At 41.2% G+C, this 16,063-nt stretch carries 19 protein-coding genes and 1 other annotated feature; all 19 genes read left to right on the plus strand.

Annotated elements, in window-relative coordinates; all coding sequences use genetic code 11:
• Positions 1 to 147 precede the first annotated feature (147 nt).
• Positions 148 to 522 (plus strand): DUF1149 family protein, encoded by a 375-nt coding sequence (locus QZ169_RS10185; protein ID WP_002915309.1) that lies wholly within the window; start codon positions 148 to 150, stop codon positions 520 to 522.
• Positions 523 to 524: 2 nt separating this feature from the next.
• Entirely contained in the window at positions 525 to 1,373 is an 849-nt protein-coding gene (locus tag QZ169_RS10190; RefSeq protein ID WP_295506809.1) for a DegV family protein, read from the plus strand.
• Positions 1,374 to 1,413: 40 nt separating this feature from the next.
• Positions 1,414 to 2,181: a 4-hydroxy-tetrahydrodipicolinate reductase gene (dapB, locus tag QZ169_RS10195; protein ID WP_295506811.1), complete on the plus strand. Its 768-nt coding sequence runs from the start codon at positions 1,414 to 1,416 to the stop codon at positions 2,179 to 2,181.
• Positions 2,178 to 3,377, plus strand: a complete 1,200-nt coding sequence (locus tag QZ169_RS10200; RefSeq protein ID WP_295506812.1) for a CCA tRNA nucleotidyltransferase — start codon at positions 2,178 to 2,180, stop codon at positions 3,375 to 3,377. Before dapB ends, QZ169_RS10200 begins: the two co-directional genes overlap by 4 nt.
• A complete protein-coding gene (locus QZ169_RS10205; RefSeq protein ID WP_295506814.1) occupies positions 3,374 to 5,242 on the plus strand; it encodes an ABC-F family ATP-binding cassette domain-containing protein in 1,869 nt (622 codons plus the stop codon). Before QZ169_RS10200 ends, QZ169_RS10205 begins: the two co-directional genes overlap by 4 nt.
• 40 nt (positions 5,243 to 5,282) lie before the next feature.
• The gene (locus tag QZ169_RS10210) at positions 5,283 to 5,693 is read left to right on the plus strand and encodes a GNAT family N-acetyltransferase (RefSeq protein WP_295506815.1); all 411 of its coding nucleotides are present in this window, start codon (positions 5,283 to 5,285) and stop codon (positions 5,691 to 5,693) included.
• 112 nt (positions 5,694 to 5,805) lie between these two features.
• Positions 5,806 to 6,765, plus strand: a complete 960-nt coding sequence (locus QZ169_RS10215; protein WP_295506817.1) for an ROK family glucokinase — start codon at positions 5,806 to 5,808, stop codon at positions 6,763 to 6,765.
• A gap of 105 nt (positions 6,766 to 6,870) precedes the next feature.
• On the plus strand, positions 6,871 to 7,710 hold the full coding sequence (locus QZ169_RS10220) for a thymidylate synthase (RefSeq protein WP_227963410.1): 840 nt from the start codon (positions 6,871 to 6,873) through the stop codon (positions 7,708 to 7,710).
• Positions 7,711 to 7,834: 124 nt separating this feature from the next.
• A complete protein-coding gene (locus QZ169_RS10225; RefSeq protein WP_227963411.1) occupies positions 7,835 to 8,347 on the plus strand; it encodes a dihydrofolate reductase in 513 nt (170 codons plus the stop codon).
• Positions 8,348 to 8,349: 2 nt separating this feature from the next.
• A complete protein-coding gene (locus QZ169_RS10230) occupies positions 8,350 to 8,520 on the plus strand; it encodes a hypothetical protein (protein ID WP_002895584.1) in 171 nt (56 codons plus the stop codon).
• Between the two features lie 51 nt (positions 8,521 to 8,571).
• Complete coding sequence (gene clpX / locus QZ169_RS10235) at positions 8,572 to 9,801, plus strand: ATP-dependent Clp protease ATP-binding subunit ClpX (protein ID WP_227963412.1); 1,230 nt, start codon at positions 8,572 to 8,574, stop codon at positions 9,799 to 9,801.
• A 10-nt stretch (positions 9,802 to 9,811) separates the two neighbouring features.
• Positions 9,812 to 10,399, plus strand: a complete 588-nt coding sequence (yihA, locus tag QZ169_RS10240; RefSeq protein WP_002915299.1) for a ribosome biogenesis GTP-binding protein YihA/YsxC — start codon at positions 9,812 to 9,814, stop codon at positions 10,397 to 10,399.
• A gap of 147 nt (positions 10,400 to 10,546) precedes the next feature.
• Complete coding sequence (locus QZ169_RS10245; RefSeq protein WP_061591818.1) at positions 10,547 to 11,245, plus strand: glucosaminidase domain-containing protein; 699 nt, start codon at positions 10,547 to 10,549, stop codon at positions 11,243 to 11,245.
• Between the two features lie 64 nt (positions 11,246 to 11,309).
• The gene (gene mmuM, locus QZ169_RS10250; protein WP_295506822.1) at positions 11,310 to 12,257 is read left to right on the plus strand and encodes a homocysteine S-methyltransferase; all 948 of its coding nucleotides are present in this window, start codon (positions 11,310 to 11,312) and stop codon (positions 12,255 to 12,257) included.
• 113 nt (positions 12,258 to 12,370) lie between these two features.
• On the plus strand, positions 12,371 to 13,168 hold the full coding sequence (locus QZ169_RS10255; protein ID WP_295506824.1) for a formate/nitrite transporter family protein: 798 nt from the start codon (positions 12,371 to 12,373) through the stop codon (positions 13,166 to 13,168).
• Positions 13,169 to 13,661: 493 nt separating this feature from the next.
• Positions 13,662 to 13,892 carry a helix-turn-helix domain-containing protein gene (locus tag QZ169_RS11570; protein WP_227963887.1) on the plus strand — a complete coding sequence of 77 codons (231 nt, stop codon included), beginning with the start codon at positions 13,662 to 13,664 and terminating at the stop codon, positions 13,890 to 13,892.
• 64 nt (positions 13,893 to 13,956) lie between these two features.
• Positions 13,957 to 14,673 carry a hypothetical protein gene (locus QZ169_RS10260; RefSeq protein WP_227963416.1) on the plus strand — a complete coding sequence of 239 codons (717 nt, stop codon included), beginning with the start codon at positions 13,957 to 13,959 and terminating at the stop codon, positions 14,671 to 14,673.
• Between the two features lie 208 nt (positions 14,674 to 14,881).
• Positions 14,882 to 15,511, plus strand: a complete 630-nt coding sequence (locus QZ169_RS10265; RefSeq protein WP_295506826.1) for a hypothetical protein — start codon at positions 14,882 to 14,884, stop codon at positions 15,509 to 15,511.
• A 110-nt stretch (positions 15,512 to 15,621) separates the two neighbouring features.
• Positions 15,622 to 15,757: a sequence feature (ribosomal protein L10 leader region), on the plus strand.
• Positions 15,758 to 15,793: 36 nt separating this feature from the next.
• The coding region (rplJ, locus tag QZ169_RS10270) for a 50S ribosomal protein L10 (protein WP_295506828.1) at positions 15,794 to 16,063 on the plus strand (270 nt) is incomplete at its 3' end.

Here is a 16,063-nt window from a genome sequence, read left to right on the forward strand (position 1 = left end):
GAGGTGGGACGACGAAATCGAATTCTAACGAATTACCGATTTCTGTCCCACTCTCTTTTTGTGTTTTCCAACATGCAAATTTTAGCATGGAAACTTCGCTCGATATATGGTATAATGGGCCTATCGCATATTTTTAGGAGAATAAAAATGAACATACAGCGCGAAAAAGAATTTGTTAGTCAATACCATTTTGACGCCCGGAATTTTGAATGGGAAAAAGAAAATGGAACACCTGAAACCAAGGTTGATGTGAATTTCCAATTGGTCAAAAGAGATGTCGAAGCCCACACAACTTCATTGATTGTGATTTTGACCTTTATGATTGTTTTTGAAAATTTTGTTATCAGCGGAACTATTTCGCAAGCCAACCACATTCACGGTCGTCTTATTGAGGAACCGAGTGAATTTGACCACGATGAAGTAGAAGAGCTGGCTCGGCCTTGCTTAACTATGCTCAACCGCTTAACTTATGAAGTGACAGAAATTGCTCTGGATTTGCCAGGCATTAATTTGGAGTTTTAATTATGAAGTTAGCGGTTATCACAGATTCATCGGCCTATCTGCCGGCTTCCCTGCTGGAGAATGAAAATCTTTTCGTCTTGGATATTCCGGTTGTGATTGCTGGTGAGACTTATGTCGAAGGTAGAAACTTAACAGCCAGTGAATTTTATGAAAAAATGGCTCAGTCAGATGAATTGCCCAAGACCAGTCAGCCTAGTATTGCTGAGTTAGAAGAGATTCTCACCATTTTAGACGGCAAAGATTATACCCATGTTCTGGGGCTCTTTCTATCCAGCGGTATTTCAGGTTTTTATCAAAATATCCAGTATTTGAAAGATGAGTTTCATGGTTTGAAAATTGCCTTTCCGGATTCTAAGATTACCAGCGCTCCGCTCGGTATCATGGTCCAATCAGCTCTAGAGTGGTCAGCACAAGACCTGGAGTTTGAAGCAATTTTAGCCAATGTCCAGAAGCAGATAGATGGCACAAGTGCTTTTATCATGGTGGACGACTTGGACCACTTGGTCAAAGGAGGACGCCTGTCTAACGGTGCAGCTATTCTGGGAAATCTGCTCAGCATCAAGCCTATTCTGTATTTTAACGATCATGGTGTGATAGAGGTTTTTGAAAAGATTCGGACGGAGAAGAAGGCAACCAAGCGTATGCTGGAACTTGTCCAAGAAAGAACAGCAGGCGGTGCTTATCAGATTATGGTTATCCATGGCAATGCACCAGAAAAAGCAGCTGATCTACAGCAAAATCTGCTAGATAGCGGTTTTGCTGGCGAAGTTCCTATCGCAACCTTTGGCAGTGTTATCGGGACGCACTTGGGTGAGGGCAGCGTTGCACTGGGATATATTCCCGTGATTTGATTGCTTAAAAGTCAGAACTTGTCTCTGTAAGGAGGGAAAAATGAGTATCAAAGTTATTATTGCTGGGTTTAAAGGAAAAATGGGTCAAGCAGCCTATAAAATGGTGACAGAAGATCCTGAATTAGAATTAGTTGGACTGCTGGATCCTTTTACGGATGAAAAAGAAGTGGCTGGTGTTCCCGTCTTTAATGCCAAGGAAGAATTGGCTGGGCTGGAAGCCCATGTCTGGGTTGATTTTACAACCCCTAAAGTAGCTTATGACAATACTCGCTTCGCTCTAGACCAGGGATTTTGCCCAGTGGTCGGAACGACAGGATTTACTCCAGAGCAGTTGGAAGAGTTAATCACGCTGTCTAGGGAATGGGAACTGGGCGGATTAATTGCTCCTAATTTTGCCTTGGGAGCTGTTTTGTTGATGCAGTTTGCGGCTCAGGCAGCCAAGTATTTCCCGAATGTAGAAATCATTGAACTGCATCATGACCAGAAAAAGGATGCACCGAGCGGGACGGCTATCAACACAGCCGAACTCATCAGCAAAGTCAGACCGAGCAAGCAGCAGGGAGCTGCTGATGAGGAAGAGTCTATAGCTGGCGCTCGTGGAGCTGATTTCGACGGCATGCGTATTCACTCGGTTCGCTTGCCTGGTCTGGTTGCCCACCAAGAAGTAATCTTCGGCAGCCAGGGAGAGGGATTAACCTTGCGGCATGATTCCTATGACCGTGCTTCCTTTATGACAGGAGTTAATCTCGCGATTAAAGAAGTTGTCAAACGCTCAGAATTAGTCTATGGATTGGAACATTTACTATGAGATTAGAAACTCTGCCTTCTGAATTTCAGGAGGCTTTGCCAGTATTAGAGAAGATAAAAGCGGCTGGCTTTGAAGCTTATTTTGTTGGAGGCTCCGTTCGCGATGCCCTTTTGCAGCGACCTATTCACGATGTGGATATCGCTAGCTCCAGCTATCCTGAGGAAACCAAGCGTATCTTTGACCGGACAGTTGATGTGGGGATTGAGCATGGGACTGTCTTGGTTCTGGAAAACAACCGTGAATACGAAGTGACGACTTTCCGGACCGAGGATGTTTATGTGGACTACCGCAGGCCCAGTAAGGTTTCTTTTGTGCGCTCTTTGGAGGAAGATCTTAAGCGGCGCGATTTCACCATCAATGCTCTAGCTTTGGATGAAAACGGCCAGGTCATCGATCTTTTCCAAGGCTTGGATGACTTAGAAAATCGGATTTTGCGGGCAGTTGGAACTGCTGCAGAGCGCTTTAATGAAGATGCTCTCCGTATCATGCGGGGCTTTCGTTTTCAGGCTGCCTTGGATTTTGACTTGGAGCAAGATACTTTTGTAGCTATGAAGGATTGTGCTCCCTTGCTGGAAAAGATTTCAGTCGAACGAATTTTTATCGAGTTCGACAAGCTACTGCTGGCTCCATTTTGGCGCAAGGGTTTAGAGGCACTCTTGACAAGCGGTGCTATAGAATTTTTGCCAGATTTGAAGGAAAGCAGAGCTAAGTTAGAAAGGCTCTTTGACTTGGCTTCAGATTTTCGCTTTTCAGCATCCGAGCAAGCTTGGTCAGCCATTTTACTGGCTTTAGATGTGCAAAATGTCAAAGGCTTTCTAAAAAAATGGAAGACCTCTCGTGAATTTGCCAAGAAAGTAGAAGATTTGATTGAGATTGCGGTCATTCGCTCAGAACGAGACTTGACCAAGCGAGACTGCTATGACTATGACATTGACTTATTGCTACAAGCAGAAGAGCTTCGGGAGGCACAAGGTTTGTCAGTTGATTTCTCTGCGATTCAGAATCTTGATGCCAGTTTGACTATTCATAGTAAGCAGGAAATGGTGGTCAATGGCGGCATGCTGATGCGGGAGTTCGGCTTTGAGCCAGGACCAAAACTTGGCCAAATTTTGAAAGAGTTGGAATACGCTATTGTAGATGGCTACTTACCTAATGATTTAGAGGCCATTTACGCTTATATCAAGGAGAAGAAATGAGCGATTTTATCGTTGAAAAGCTAACTAAATCAGTAGGAGATAAGACTGTTTTTCGAGACATTTCCTTTATTATTCATGATCTGGATCGGATTGGTCTGATTGGTGTCAATGGAACAGGAAAGACAACGCTCCTGGATGTCTTGTCGGGCAAGTCGGGCTTTGATGGAGATGTCAGCCCTTTTTCTGCTAAGACGGGCTATAAGATTGCTTATCTGACTCAGGAGCCTGATTTTGATGAGGATCAGACGGTGCTGGATACGGTTTTGTCCAGTGATTTACGAGAAATGCAGTTGATTCGAGAGTATGAGCTGCTCCTGACGGCTTATGATGAAAGTCAACAGTCAAGACTAGAAGCGGTTATGGCCGAGATGGACTCGCTCCATGCTTGGGAAATCGAAAGTCAGGTCAAGACGGTTCTGTCCAAGCTTGGTCTGACAAATCTGTCTCTCAAGGTTGGTCAGTTATCAGGAGGCCTTCGTCGCCGAGTTCAGCTGGCTCAAGTTCTCTTAGGTGATGCTGATTTGCTCTTGCTGGACGAGCCGACTAACCACCTAGATATCGATACCATTGAATGGCTGACGCATTTCTTGAAAAATTCTAAGAAGACCGTTCTTTTCATCACCCATGATCGCTATTTCTTGGATAACATTTCAACTCGGATTTTTGAGCTAGATGGCGGTCGCTTGATTGAATATCAAGGAAATTATCAAGACTATGTCCGTCTTAAGGCGGAGCAAGATGAACGGGATGCGGCCTTGCTTCATAAGAAACAGCAACTGTACAAGCAGGAGCTATCCTGGATGCGGCGGCAGCCCCAGGCGCGGGCAACCAAGCAACAGGCTCGTATCAATCGTTTCCATGACCTAAAGAAAGATTTGGCAGGCCAGACGACTGATAGCAACCTGGAAATGAACTTTGAAACGAACCGTATCGGTAAGAAGGTTATCGAGTTTCAAAACGTAGACTTTGCTTATGACCAGAAGCCTATTCTCTCTCAGTTTAGCCTTTTAATCCAGAACAAGGACCGTATTGGGATTGTTGGAGATAACGGTGTCGGCAAGTCAACCTTGCTCAATCTGATTGCCGGTAAACTTCATCCTCAGGCTGGTCAGCTCATTATCGGAGAGACAGTCCGAGTGGCCTATTTCTCTCAGCAGATTGAGGGCTTGGATGAGTCTAAGCGAGTCATTAATTACCTGCAAGAAATAGCAGAGGAGGTCAAGATAGGCAGCGGGACGATTTCCATTGCAGAGCTCTTGGAGCAGTTTCTTTTTCCTCGGTCTACTCATGGGACTTTAATCGAAAAGCTTTCTGGCGGAGAGAAAAAGCGGCTGTATCTGCTCAAGCTTCTCTTAGAAAAGCCGAATGTCTTGCTTCTTGACGAGCCGACCAATGATTTGGATATTGCGACTCTGACGGTCTTGGAGAATTTTCTGCAAGGCTTTGCCGGGCCAGTTATTACAGTCAGCCACGACCGTTATTTCCTGGACAAGGTAGCCAGCAAGATTTTGGCTTTTGAGGATGGAAGTATCAGAGAGTTTTTCGGAAATTACACTGACTACTTGGATGAAAAAGCCTTTCTGGCAGAAAGCTCTGCCATTTCCCAAAAGGTGGAAAAGGAAAAATCGGCCAAAGTGCGCGAGGAGAAAAAGCGCATGACCTACTTTGAAAAGCAGGAGTGGGAGTCTATTGAGGCCGATATCGAGGCGCTGGAGGAGCAGATTTCTGAGATTGAAGCAGTCATGCAGGAGAATGGCTCTGACTTTGCTCGCCTGTCTCAACTCCAGCAAGAACTGGATGAGCAGAACGAAAAATTGCTGGAAAAATACGAGCGCTATGAATACCTAAGTGGGTTAGATGGATGAAAGAGGTAGTGTTTAGGCAGAAATCTAAACGGAGGCATCTATGAAACTAAGATTGGAAAATAACGACTCAAAGACAACACAAGAACTGGGAAATTTAATCAGAGCCTACAATCAATCTAAGAGGGAGCCATCCAAAAGTGAGCCTCTTAATATCTATGTAGAAGATGAACAAGGAAATCTGCTAGCCGGTATGTCGGCCGAAACTTTTGGTAATTGGCTGGAGATTGAGTATTTGTATGTGAACGAGGATTTGCGAGGGCAAGGCATAGGATCAGAAATACTGTACAGGGCTGAACAGGAAGCTAGAGAAAGGAAATGCAAATATTCGTTTGTGGATACGTATCAGTTTCAAGCCCCAGATTTTTATAAAAAGCACGGCTATACAGAAGTGTTTGCGCTGAAAGACTATCCGTATACTGGTGAAAGATATTATTATACAAAAGAGTTGTGAGTTTACTTGGGGAATAAAGATTAATTTGCTTTTCATTTTTCTTTATGCAAACCTTTTCCTTACTAAAAAAATCTGATATAATGATGATAAATAAAACACAGAGGAGAACATCATGTCAAAAAAAATAATCGGAATTGACCTTGGCGGAACATCTATTAAATTTGCTATTTTGACTTCAGAGGGCGAAATTCAGGAAAAATGGTCCATTAAAACCAATATTTTGGACGAGGGTAGCCACATCGTAGATGATATGATTGAGTCAATCCTGCATCGTTTGGACTTGCTTCAGCTTTCAGCAGAGGATTTTATCGGGATTGGTATGGGCTCGCCAGGAGTAGTTGACCGTGAGAAAGGGACTGTTATTGGTGCTTACAATCTCAATTGGAAGACGCTGCAGCCGGTAAAGGATAAGATTGAAAAAGCGACTGGGATTCCTTTCTATATTGACAACGACGCTAACGTTGCCGCTTTGGGTGAACGCTGGATGGGAGCTGGAGAAAACCAGCCTGATGTAGTCTTTATGACACTGGGTACAGGTGTTGGCGGAGGAATTGTTGCCGAAGGCAAGCTCTTGCACGGACTTGCTGGGGCAGCAGGAGAGTTGGGCCACATCACTGTTGACTTTGATCAGCCTATTCAATGTACTTGTGGCAAGAAGGGCTGCCTAGAGACTGTGGCATCTGCGACTGGTATTGTCAATCTGACTCGCCGCTATGCTGATGAATATGCTGGTGATGCCGAGTTGAAAAAACTGATTGACAATGGTGAGGATGTCAATGCGAAGATCGCCTTTGACTTGGCGAAAGAAGGCGATGAGCTGGCTCTGATTGTCTATCGCAATTTCGCTCGCTATCTAGGAATTGCCTGTGCCAATATCGGCTCTATCCTCAACCCATCTACAATCGTTATCGGGGGTGGTGTATCAGCTGCAGGTGATTTCCTGCTGGATGGCGTACGCAAGGTTTATGAAGAGAATAGCTTCCCGCAGGTTCGTACTTCAACCAAGTTGGCCTTGGCTACTCTTGGAAATGATGCTGGTGTTATCGGAGCAGCATCATTGGTTTTACAATAAATTATACAAGTTTGCTTTATTTGTTCTCCTGCAGAAAGGTCTGTAGGAGAATTTTTATAGAAAATTTGCTATACTAGAAAAAGCTCACTGAACGAAGGAGAAATCATGACGTTAGCAGATACGATTTTCAAAGAGAATATTAAAAAGATTATGGAGCAAGGTGTTTTTTCTGAAAATGCTCGTCCGCGCTACAAGGATGGAAATGTGGCCAATTCCAAATATATCACTGGTTCTTTTGCGGAATACGATTTGAGCAAGAGAGAGTTCCCAATCACGACTCTGCGCCCTATTGCTATCAAGTCTGCCATCAAGGAAGTACTCTGGATCTATCAAGATCAGTCTAATAGCTTAGAATTGCTCAATGACAAATACAATGTTCACTATTGGAATGACTGGGAAGTTGGCGATACGGGTACTATCGGGCAGCGCTACGGAGCAGTTGTCAAGAAGCACAATATTATCAATAAAATTCTCCAACAGCTGGAAGCCAATCCTTGGAACCGTCGCAATATCATCTCTCTCTGGGATTATGAAGCTTTTGAAGAAACAGATGGCTTGCTTCCATGCGCTTTTCAGACCATGTTTGATGTTCGGCGTGTAGATGGAGACATTTATCTGGATGCGACTCTTACTCAGCGCTCAAATGATATGTTGGTTGCTCATCACATCAATGCTATGCAGTATGTGGCTCTGCAGATGATGATTGCTAAGCATTTTGGCTGGAAGGTCGGCAAGTTCTTTTACTTTATCAATAACTTGCATATCTATGATAATCAGTTCGACCAGGCGGAAGAGCTCTTGCGCCGCGAACCCAGCGACTGCCAACCTCGACTCCTTTTAAATGTACCTGATGGGACTAGTTTCTTTGATATCAAAGCAGAAGATTTTGAGTTGCTGGACTATGATCCCGTTAAACCTCAGCTGAAGTTCGATTTGGCTATTTAAAGATTTTGATAAGTGTATGCGAAAACTGCCAACCTCAGCAAAAGTTCTGCTTGAATCATACTTTAAACATGCCTTTTTACAGCAAATTTGATAGAATAGAGTTACTAATACAAAGGATAAAAGGATGACAAAGAAGATTATTGCCATTTGGGCTCAGGCAGAGGATGGTCTGATTGGAAAAGACAAGGTCATGCCATGGCATCTCCCGGCAGAATTGCAGCATTTTAAAGCAACAACCACTGGACATGCTATTTTAATGGGGCGTGTGACCTTTGATGGTCTGCAGCGTCGCGTTTTGCCAAATCGAATAAGTCTGATTTTGAGCAAGGATAAGAACTATCAAGTTGACAATGAAAATGTCTTGTTGTTCAGCAATGTGGAAGATGTCTTGGAGTGGTACCACAAGCAGGATAGAAACTTGTATATTATCGGCGGAGCGCAAATTATCAGAGCTTTTGAGCCGTATTTGGAAGAATTGATTCAGACTCAGATTGCTGCTAAACTTGAAGGAGATACCTATTTCCCTGAGACATTTGACTGGGCTCCTTATCAGGAAGTTAGCAGTGAATTTTATGCTAAAGATGAAAAGAACCCTTATGATTTCACTATAAAAAGATACCAAAGGAAGGACTCGTAAGAATGGAACGTAGTATTTTTGGTTTTTTTACGGCCTTTTTATGTGTCATTTGTCTTATTTGTGCCGTTCAAACCTTTCGGAAAAAGCGGTTTGGACTGGCGGCTTTATTTTTGCTGAATGCTTTTACAAACTTGGTAAATTCCATTCATGCTTTTTATATGACACTTTTTTAACATGTGCGAAAGAAAATAAATAGATTTAGAATTTTAGAATTGGAGTAAACAATGCCTACAAGTCGTAATGATGATATGATGGTTTTTTGTTCTTTCTGTGGGAAGAATCAAGATGAGGTGCAGAAGATTATTGCTGGCAACAACGCCTTTATCTGTAATGAATGTGTGGAGCTGGCGCAGGAAATCATCCGTGAAGAATTAGCTGAGGAAGTGCTGGCAGATCTATCTGAGGTACCAAAACCTCAGGAGCTGCTGAATATCTTGAACCACTATGTTATCGGGCAAGACCGAGCTAAGCGTGCCTTAGCAGTAGCGGTCTATAATCACTACAAGCGTATTAACTACCACGACAGCCGCGAAGAAGAAGATGTGGAACTTCAAAAGTCAAATATTTTGATGATTGGCCCGACCGGGTCAGGTAAAACCTTCCTGGCGCAGACTCTTGCTCGCAGTCTCAATGTGCCTTTTGCCATTGCGGACGCAACTGCTCTGACTGAAGCTGGTTATGTCGGAGAAGATGTGGAAAATATCCTGCTCAAGCTTTTGCAGGCGGCTGACTTTAATATTGAACGTGCAGAACGTGGGATTATCTATGTCGATGAGATTGACAAGATTGCTAAGAAAGGCGAAAATGTCTCTATCACCCGTGATGTTTCGGGTGAAGGAGTTCAGCAAGCTCTCCTGAAGATTATCGAAGGAACAGTAGCTAGTGTACCGCCGCAGGGTGGACGCAAGCATCCCCAGCAAGAAATGATTCAGGTTGATACTAAGAACATTCTCTTCATTGTTGGTGGTGCTTTTGACGGTATCGAAGAAATCGTAAAACAGCGTCTGGGTGAGAAAATCATTGGTTTCGGTCAGAACAACCGAGCAATCGACGAAGATAGTTCCTATATGCAGGAAATTATATCAGAAGACGTTCAAAAGTTTGGAATTATTCCTGAGTTGATTGGCCGTTTGCCTGTTTTTGCTGCTCTGGAGCAACTGACAGTTGATGATTTGGTCCGTATTCTGAAAGAGCCTAGAAACGCCCTTATTAAGCAGTATCAGGCACTTCTGTCTTATGATGATGTTACGCTTGAATTTGACGAAGATGCTCTGCAGGAGATTGCCAATAAAGCGATCGAACGTAAAACTGGTGCACGCGGACTTCGCTCTATCATTGAAGAAACTATGATGGATGTCATGTTTGAGGTCCCAAGTCAGGAAAATGTAAAACTTGTCCGCATTACCAAAGAAGCAGTAGATGGAACAGATAAGCCTATTCTAGAAACTGCCTAACGAGGTGCTTATGGAAATCAATACCCACAACGCAGAGATTTTGCTGAGTGCAGCCAATAAATCGCACTACCCTCAAGATGATATTCCAGAGATTGCCTTAGCTGGCCGATCAAACGTTGGAAAGTCCAGCTTCATCAACACACTTCTCAATCGTAAAAATTTAGCGCGAACTTCAGGAAAACCTGGAAAAACTCAGCTGCTAAACTTTTTTAACATTGATGACAAGCTGCGTTTTGTTGATGTGCCAGGTTATGGCTATGCCCGTGTTTCCAAAAAAGAGCGTGAAAAATGGGGGCGGATGATTGAGGAGTATCTGACCAGTCGTGAAAATCTCAGAGCAGTTGTCAGCCTAGTTGATCTTCGGCATGATCCCAGCGCAGATGATGTGCAGATGTATGAATTTCTGAAATATTATGACATTCCGGTTATACTAGTAGCGACCAAAGCTGATAAAATCCCTCGCGGAAAATGGAATAAGCATGAGTCGGCCATTAAGAAAAAACTGGATTTTGACAAAAATGATGATTTCATTCTTTTTTCCTCAGTCACCAAGGATGGCTTAGATGCTGCTTGGGACGCGATTTTATCAAAAATTTAATAATACGAATTAAATCCAACTCGTTTTTGAGTTGGATTTTTTGAAATAAAACGAAAAATGTCATATACTTGTAAATTATCAATAGTGTTTTTTTAATCTTTAGTATGTTACAATGGTATCATTAACATCTTATTCAGGAGAAGTGCTGTGAAAAAGAGAATTTCAAAAAAAGGTAAGAGAATCCTTTCAGCTTTATTCATCATGACAACAACAATTGCTGTTGGCTTCGTCTTGGCAAAGCATATTAATCCTGCTAGTGCCAATAATAGCGACCAGCAGCCTATGAATCAAACAGACTATTTCATTTCACAAATCGGTGAGCCAGCGCGTCAGTTGGGACAGGACAATGATCTTTATGCCTCTGTTATGATTGCACAGGCTATTTTGGAAAGTGGTTCAGGACAGTCTGGTCTGTCTGGTGAACCTCATTATAACCTTTTCGGTATCAAAGGTCACTATGACGGTCAGTCTGCTAATATGGAGACTTGGGAAGATGATGGAGAAGGAAATGCTTATACCATCAACGACAGTTTTCGTTCTTATCCTAGCTATGTAGAGTCCCTGCAAGACTATGTTGCTGTACTCAAGCAAGGGCATTTTGCAGGTGCTTGGAAGAGCAATGCACCAACCTATCAGGATGCAACAGCTGCCCTGACTGGTGTCTATGCGACAGATACCAGCTATAATGCTAAATTGAATTATATTATTGAAAAATACGATTTGACTCGCTTTGATTCACCACTCTATGAGTCTGGTGCTGGCTATATCGTTTACAATCCCTATCGTCAGCAATACACTACTCAAGATATCTTGGATGTCGATACTGCCTGGGCGAATAGATTTTAATGTAGACAACAAAAAAAGAGGGAGACCTCTTTTTATGTTTAATCGTAGATTCTAGGAGTATAGCATGGGAAAATTTAAAGATTTGCTTGACAAGCGAGAAATTATTATTTTAGATGGAGCCTTAGGTACAGAGTTGGAAAACCGGGGTTATGATGTATCTGGTAAGCTTTGGTCCGCTCAATACCTATTAGACCAGCCTCAGATTATTCAAGATGTGCATGAAAGCTATGTGAGAGCTGGCAGTGACATCATCACTACGTCCAGTTATCAGGCTAGCATTCCAGCATTTATAGAGGCAGGACTAACTCCTGAAAAGGGTTACGATCTTTTAAAAGAGACAGTCTTCTTAGCACAAAAGGCAATCGAAAATGTCTGGCAAGAATTATCTCCAGAAGAGCAAAAGCAGCGCTCTTATCCATTAGTTGCTGGGTCAGTAGGACCTTATGCTGCTTATTTAGCTGATGGTTCGGAGTATACGGGAGACTACCAGCTGAGTGAGGAAGAATTTCGAGATTTTCACCGTCCGCGTATCCAAGCTTTACTAGAAGCTGGGAGCGACTTGTTGGCTATTGAAACGATTCCAAATGGAGCAGAAGCGGCAGCAATCCTCCGGCTTTTAGCTGAGGAATTTCCGCAGGCTGAGGCTTATTTGTCCTTTGTCGCCCAGTCGGAGAATGCTATATCAGATGGCACTAAGATTGAGGAATTAGGAAACTTGGCTCAAGAAAGTCCACAAGTTTTGGCGGTTGGTTTTAACTGTACAGCTCCTCATTTAATTGCTCCGTTATTAGATGGGCTTGGACAAGTGTGCAACAAACATTTTCTGACCTATCCAAATTCTGGCGAAACTTATAATGGCTTGACCAAGACTTGGCACGACGATCCAGAGCAGGAGCGGAGCTTGCTGGAAAATAGTCAACTTTGGCAAGAGCAAGGAGTGCGGCTTTTTGGTGGTTGCTGCCGAACACGGCCAGAAGATATTGCTCAGTTGGCAAAAGGATTAAAGGATTGAAAATTTATTTTCAATCCTTTTTTAGAAAATTTAAAAAGGTTCTCGAAAACGCTATCAAAAGAAAGAACTTTGTGATATACTATACATAGTTTAAATTAATAGGAGAACTTTTTATGCCTGAATCGACATTTATCCCTAAAATTGAAGCAGCTTGCCGCAAGAAAGAAGCTTTGTTTGATACAAGCAAGGCCAAGTACGCTGTTCGTTCCATCTTTGCTGGAGCTTTCCTAACCTTTAGTACTGGTGCTGGAGCTATTGCGGCTGATTTGACGAATAAGATCGTTCCAGGAACTGGGCGCTTTCTCTTTCCTTTCATCTTTGCTTGGGGATTGGCTTACATTGTCTTTCTAAATGCAGAGTTGGTGACTTCCAATATGATGTTTCTGACTGCTGGTACCTTTTTGAAGAAGATTGACTGGAAAAAGGCTTTGATGATTTTGCTTTATTGTACCTTTTTCAATCTGATTGGCGCTTTGATTGCCGGCTGGCTCTTTGCTAACTCGGCTGCTTATGCAGGGCTTAGCAAAGATAGTTTCATTTCTGGTGTTGTGCAGATGAAGCTTGCTCGATCTAATGAGTTGATTCTGCTAGAGGGAGTGTTAGCCAATATCTTTGTTAATATTGCTATTCTTTCCTTCGTCTTGGTCAAGGATAGTACAGTTAAGCTCTTCTTAGTTATATCAGCCATTTATATGTTTGTATTCCTGACTAACGAACACTTGGCAGCCAACTTTGCTTCCTTTGCTATCGTGAAATTCAGCTCAGCAGCAGCGGAAGTGCAAAATTTTGGTATTGGAAATATCCTACGCCACTGGGGCGTAACCTTTATCGGTAACCTCATCGGTGGTGGTCTACTCATAGGTTTGCCATACGCTTGGTTTAATAAGGAAGAAAATAATTATGTGGACTGACAAAAAAAGGATTTTCGAATCCTTTTTTTGATGTCTCCTTAAATAAATACAACCTTGTGGACAAATTTGATAACCCATTGTTATTTGTTTGTGATAAGCTACTTTACAATCATCAATCTCTTTACAGAGCAGTTTGTTGGAAGTTAATCAAATAGCTAGAGGAATGAGATGAAATTCCTCTAGTTTTTTATTTGAAATTGGTATAACTTCCTAAACACGAACTATAAAATTATAATAAAACTAAAAGTTCGTATTTATCTTCAAAATTGATTTACAAAACAATCAAAGTAATCTATAATAGGGTGTAGGTTAATATGTTATAAAAGGAGATTTATGCAAAGAGTATAAAAATTTAGGGGATAGATTTCATATCCGTTACTACATAGAAATAAGTATTTATTTTGTATTAGATAATGATGTTTATACTGATAATGTTAGTATGATTGCATGGACGCATTTTGTAGAATAGTAGATAACCAAGGGAGATGTTTACATATCACAAAAGTACAGCCAAGGATTCAAGGAACCCCTTGTTCGTTTACATGATTCATGTAAGCTAGTCTCGGAATTAGTCAAAGAGTATGGCATCTCTAATCAGACGATTTATAAATGGATAAAACCCTGTGAAAAACCTGCTGGTCAGGATTCTATCAGTCTTTCCCTGCACCAAGTTCAAGAAATGCTTAAGGAAATGACCAAGATGAAAGAGGAGATAATGGAATAAAATCACAAGGATAAACCATGGTTTTTCAAACAATAGGATGATGGGTAAGGAAAAGGAGAAGGTTATGAAGAAATTTTTAAAAATATTCATTATAATTTTAGGAGGTTTAGTAATTATGACAAATTTGTTCGGTTGTGATAAAAATAGCCGAGCTCATGTGGAAAGTCAGTTTGTGGATTTAGAAAAGATTTATTCTACTGCAAATGTTTCGGACTTGTTTAAATTTTATCCAAAAGGATTTGAAATTATTTATACAGTTTCAAATTTTGACGAGACTGGGAAAGATGTTCAATATTCTATAAATGTTTCAGGGAATCCTATTGATAAATCCATTAAAGGATTTATTGAAAAAAAGACTGGAAGGTTTTTTGAAGATGATACAACTAGTGAGATTGAGTACAAACACAATATTCAATATTCTGCTCAAGGGTGGGAGAGTTTAGATTCAGATTATGTTATGGAGGAAGAAGCGAAAAACATCACTTTTCTCTTTCAATCCAATGTTTTTTCTGAAAAAATATTGGCCGGCTATAAATTAATTAATAGTCGATATGACCCTGACATTCCTGCCTATCATTTGGCATATTATTTGGATGAGGAATTAGCAAAAAAGAATCACTTGGATTCATCTTGGAGAAATCAAAATGAAAATTTTGTTCTTTCGTTTACCAGAAATATCAGTGATGATAGAAAATATGTTCAAGTTAATATGTCCACTTCGCGTTCCCTAAAATCAGAAACTATAATAAATGAATATAGAGAGGTGAATGATAATGAGTAGTGAATTGACAGCGTATGTGTTGCGCTTAACTTACCCAGTGGAAAATGCTTAAGTTTGTTAAATTAATTTGGTATATTATACAAACAAAAGAAGATGTTATGAATAAGAACACTGTTCAGTATCCAGATGGAAACAAAGTTAAATACACAAGAGGGGAAATGCGGTATAAAAGGAGATAAAGAATTGAGTTTAGGAGGAGCTGGGGGAAGTGGGAAAAAGAATTAAGTTTTCGCCGCTAAAAGCTAGAATTTTGATGATGATCGGTCCAATGTTTGGCGCTATCTTCTTTGGTTTATATTCGTGTAGTGCTATTTATCATACATTAAAAGTAGGATTATCATTTTGGCTAGATTTGATTCGTGAAAATTTTATGTTGATTCTTTTCTTTATTTGGATCCATATGAGTTTAGTTGAGTCTATCTATAGAATGATAAAAAATAATCTTTTGTTAAACAGTAATATTCAGGAATTGAGAGATTGTTACCCTGAGCTTGAGGAGGACTGGCAAAATCTTAATGATGCGGACTACTTTGACGAAGATTTGCAAGTTTTGGTTTATGGCGATCATCTCATTTGTTACAGGACATTTGATATTGCCTACCTACCAGAATGTTCTAAGATAGGTGCATTTATGAAGGTGCATGTTTTTCGTCTTTCCCGTTTTCGTGAGGTGAGGCGAGTTTATTTTTCTGCATGGTCCCTTGATGGCAGTGAAACTGAACTCCGTACAGATTTGTTTCGAAAGTTTATTGGAATGAATCAGAACGATCATAAAGATGCCTTATTTGATTATATAAGAGAGAACTTTGATTATATTGAACTCGAAACTTTCGACTAAGGGAAAGAAGTAGATATTAGTCAAGTAAGAGATTTGCGGGATAGAAATATTAAATTCAAAAAGATTGCTTAAAAGACTTGCAATCTTTTTTTTCTTTTGCTATAATTATCAATGGTTTGAAAAAACTGCCTAAGACAGTAGGGGAGCTCGACTCATAAAGATCCTACCGAGGACAAAACGTATCATGTAAAAAGAAGCGTATTGTACTTTCGTGTCTAGGTTTGGGCGCGTTTTTCTTTTGGAAAATTCCCAAGCAAAATAATTACGGAGGTGAAACACTAAATGAGTGAAGCTATTATTGCTAAAAAAGCGGAACTGGTTGACGCAGTTGCTGAGAAAATGAAAGCTGCTGCATCTATCGTCGTTGTTGACGCTCGTGGTTTGACTGTTGAGCAAGATACCGTTCTTCGTCGTGAGCTTCGTGGAAGCGAAGTTGAGTACAAAGTTATCAAAAACTCAATCTTGCGTCGTGCAGCTGAAAAAGCTGGACTTGAAGACCTGGCATCTGTTTTTGTTGGACCATCTGCAGTAGCATTTTCTAACGAAGATGTT

The organism is uncultured Streptococcus sp. (genome assembly GCF_905372115.1).
Lineage (GTDB): Bacteria > Bacillota > Bacilli > Lactobacillales > Streptococcaceae > Streptococcus.

What these genes read in the sequence shown, in the direction of transcription:
- clpX (WP_227963412.1), top strand. Translation starts at nt 8,572, where the DNA reads ATGCCTACAAGTCGTAATGATGATATGATGGTTTTTTGTTCTTTCTGT.
- QZ169_RS10200 (WP_295506812.1), top strand. Translation starts at nt 2,178, where the DNA reads ATGAGATTAGAAACTCTGCCTTCTGAATTTCAGGAGGCTTTGCCAGTA.
- QZ169_RS10215 (WP_295506817.1), top strand. Translation starts at nt 5,806, where the DNA reads ATGTCAAAAAAAATAATCGGAATTGACCTTGGCGGAACATCTATTAAA.
- QZ169_RS10205 (WP_295506814.1), top strand. Translation starts at nt 3,374, where the DNA reads ATGAGCGATTTTATCGTTGAAAAGCTAACTAAATCAGTAGGAGATAAG.
- QZ169_RS10220 (WP_227963410.1), top strand. Translation starts at nt 6,871, where the DNA reads ATGACGTTAGCAGATACGATTTTCAAAGAGAATATTAAAAAGATTATG.
- QZ169_RS10255 (WP_295506824.1), top strand. Translation starts at nt 12,371, where the DNA reads ATGCCTGAATCGACATTTATCCCTAAAATTGAAGCAGCTTGCCGCAAG.
- QZ169_RS10225 (WP_227963411.1), top strand. Translation starts at nt 7,835, where the DNA reads ATGACAAAGAAGATTATTGCCATTTGGGCTCAGGCAGAGGATGGTCTG.
- QZ169_RS10260 (WP_227963416.1), top strand. Translation starts at nt 13,957, where the DNA reads ATGAAGAAATTTTTAAAAATATTCATTATAATTTTAGGAGGTTTAGTA.
- QZ169_RS10190 (WP_295506809.1), top strand. Translation starts at nt 525, where the DNA reads ATGAAGTTAGCGGTTATCACAGATTCATCGGCCTATCTGCCGGCTTCC.
- yihA (WP_002915299.1), top strand. Translation starts at nt 9,812, where the DNA reads ATGGAAATCAATACCCACAACGCAGAGATTTTGCTGAGTGCAGCCAAT.
- QZ169_RS10210 (WP_295506815.1), top strand. Translation starts at nt 5,283, where the DNA reads ATGAAACTAAGATTGGAAAATAACGACTCAAAGACAACACAAGAACTG.
- QZ169_RS10185 (WP_002915309.1), top strand. Translation starts at nt 148, where the DNA reads ATGAACATACAGCGCGAAAAAGAATTTGTTAGTCAATACCATTTTGAC.
- QZ169_RS10230 (WP_002895584.1), top strand. Translation starts at nt 8,350, where the DNA reads ATGGAACGTAGTATTTTTGGTTTTTTTACGGCCTTTTTATGTGTCATT.
- mmuM (WP_295506822.1), top strand. Translation starts at nt 11,310, where the DNA reads ATGGGAAAATTTAAAGATTTGCTTGACAAGCGAGAAATTATTATTTTA.
- dapB (WP_295506811.1), top strand. Translation starts at nt 1,414, where the DNA reads ATGAGTATCAAAGTTATTATTGCTGGGTTTAAAGGAAAAATGGGTCAA.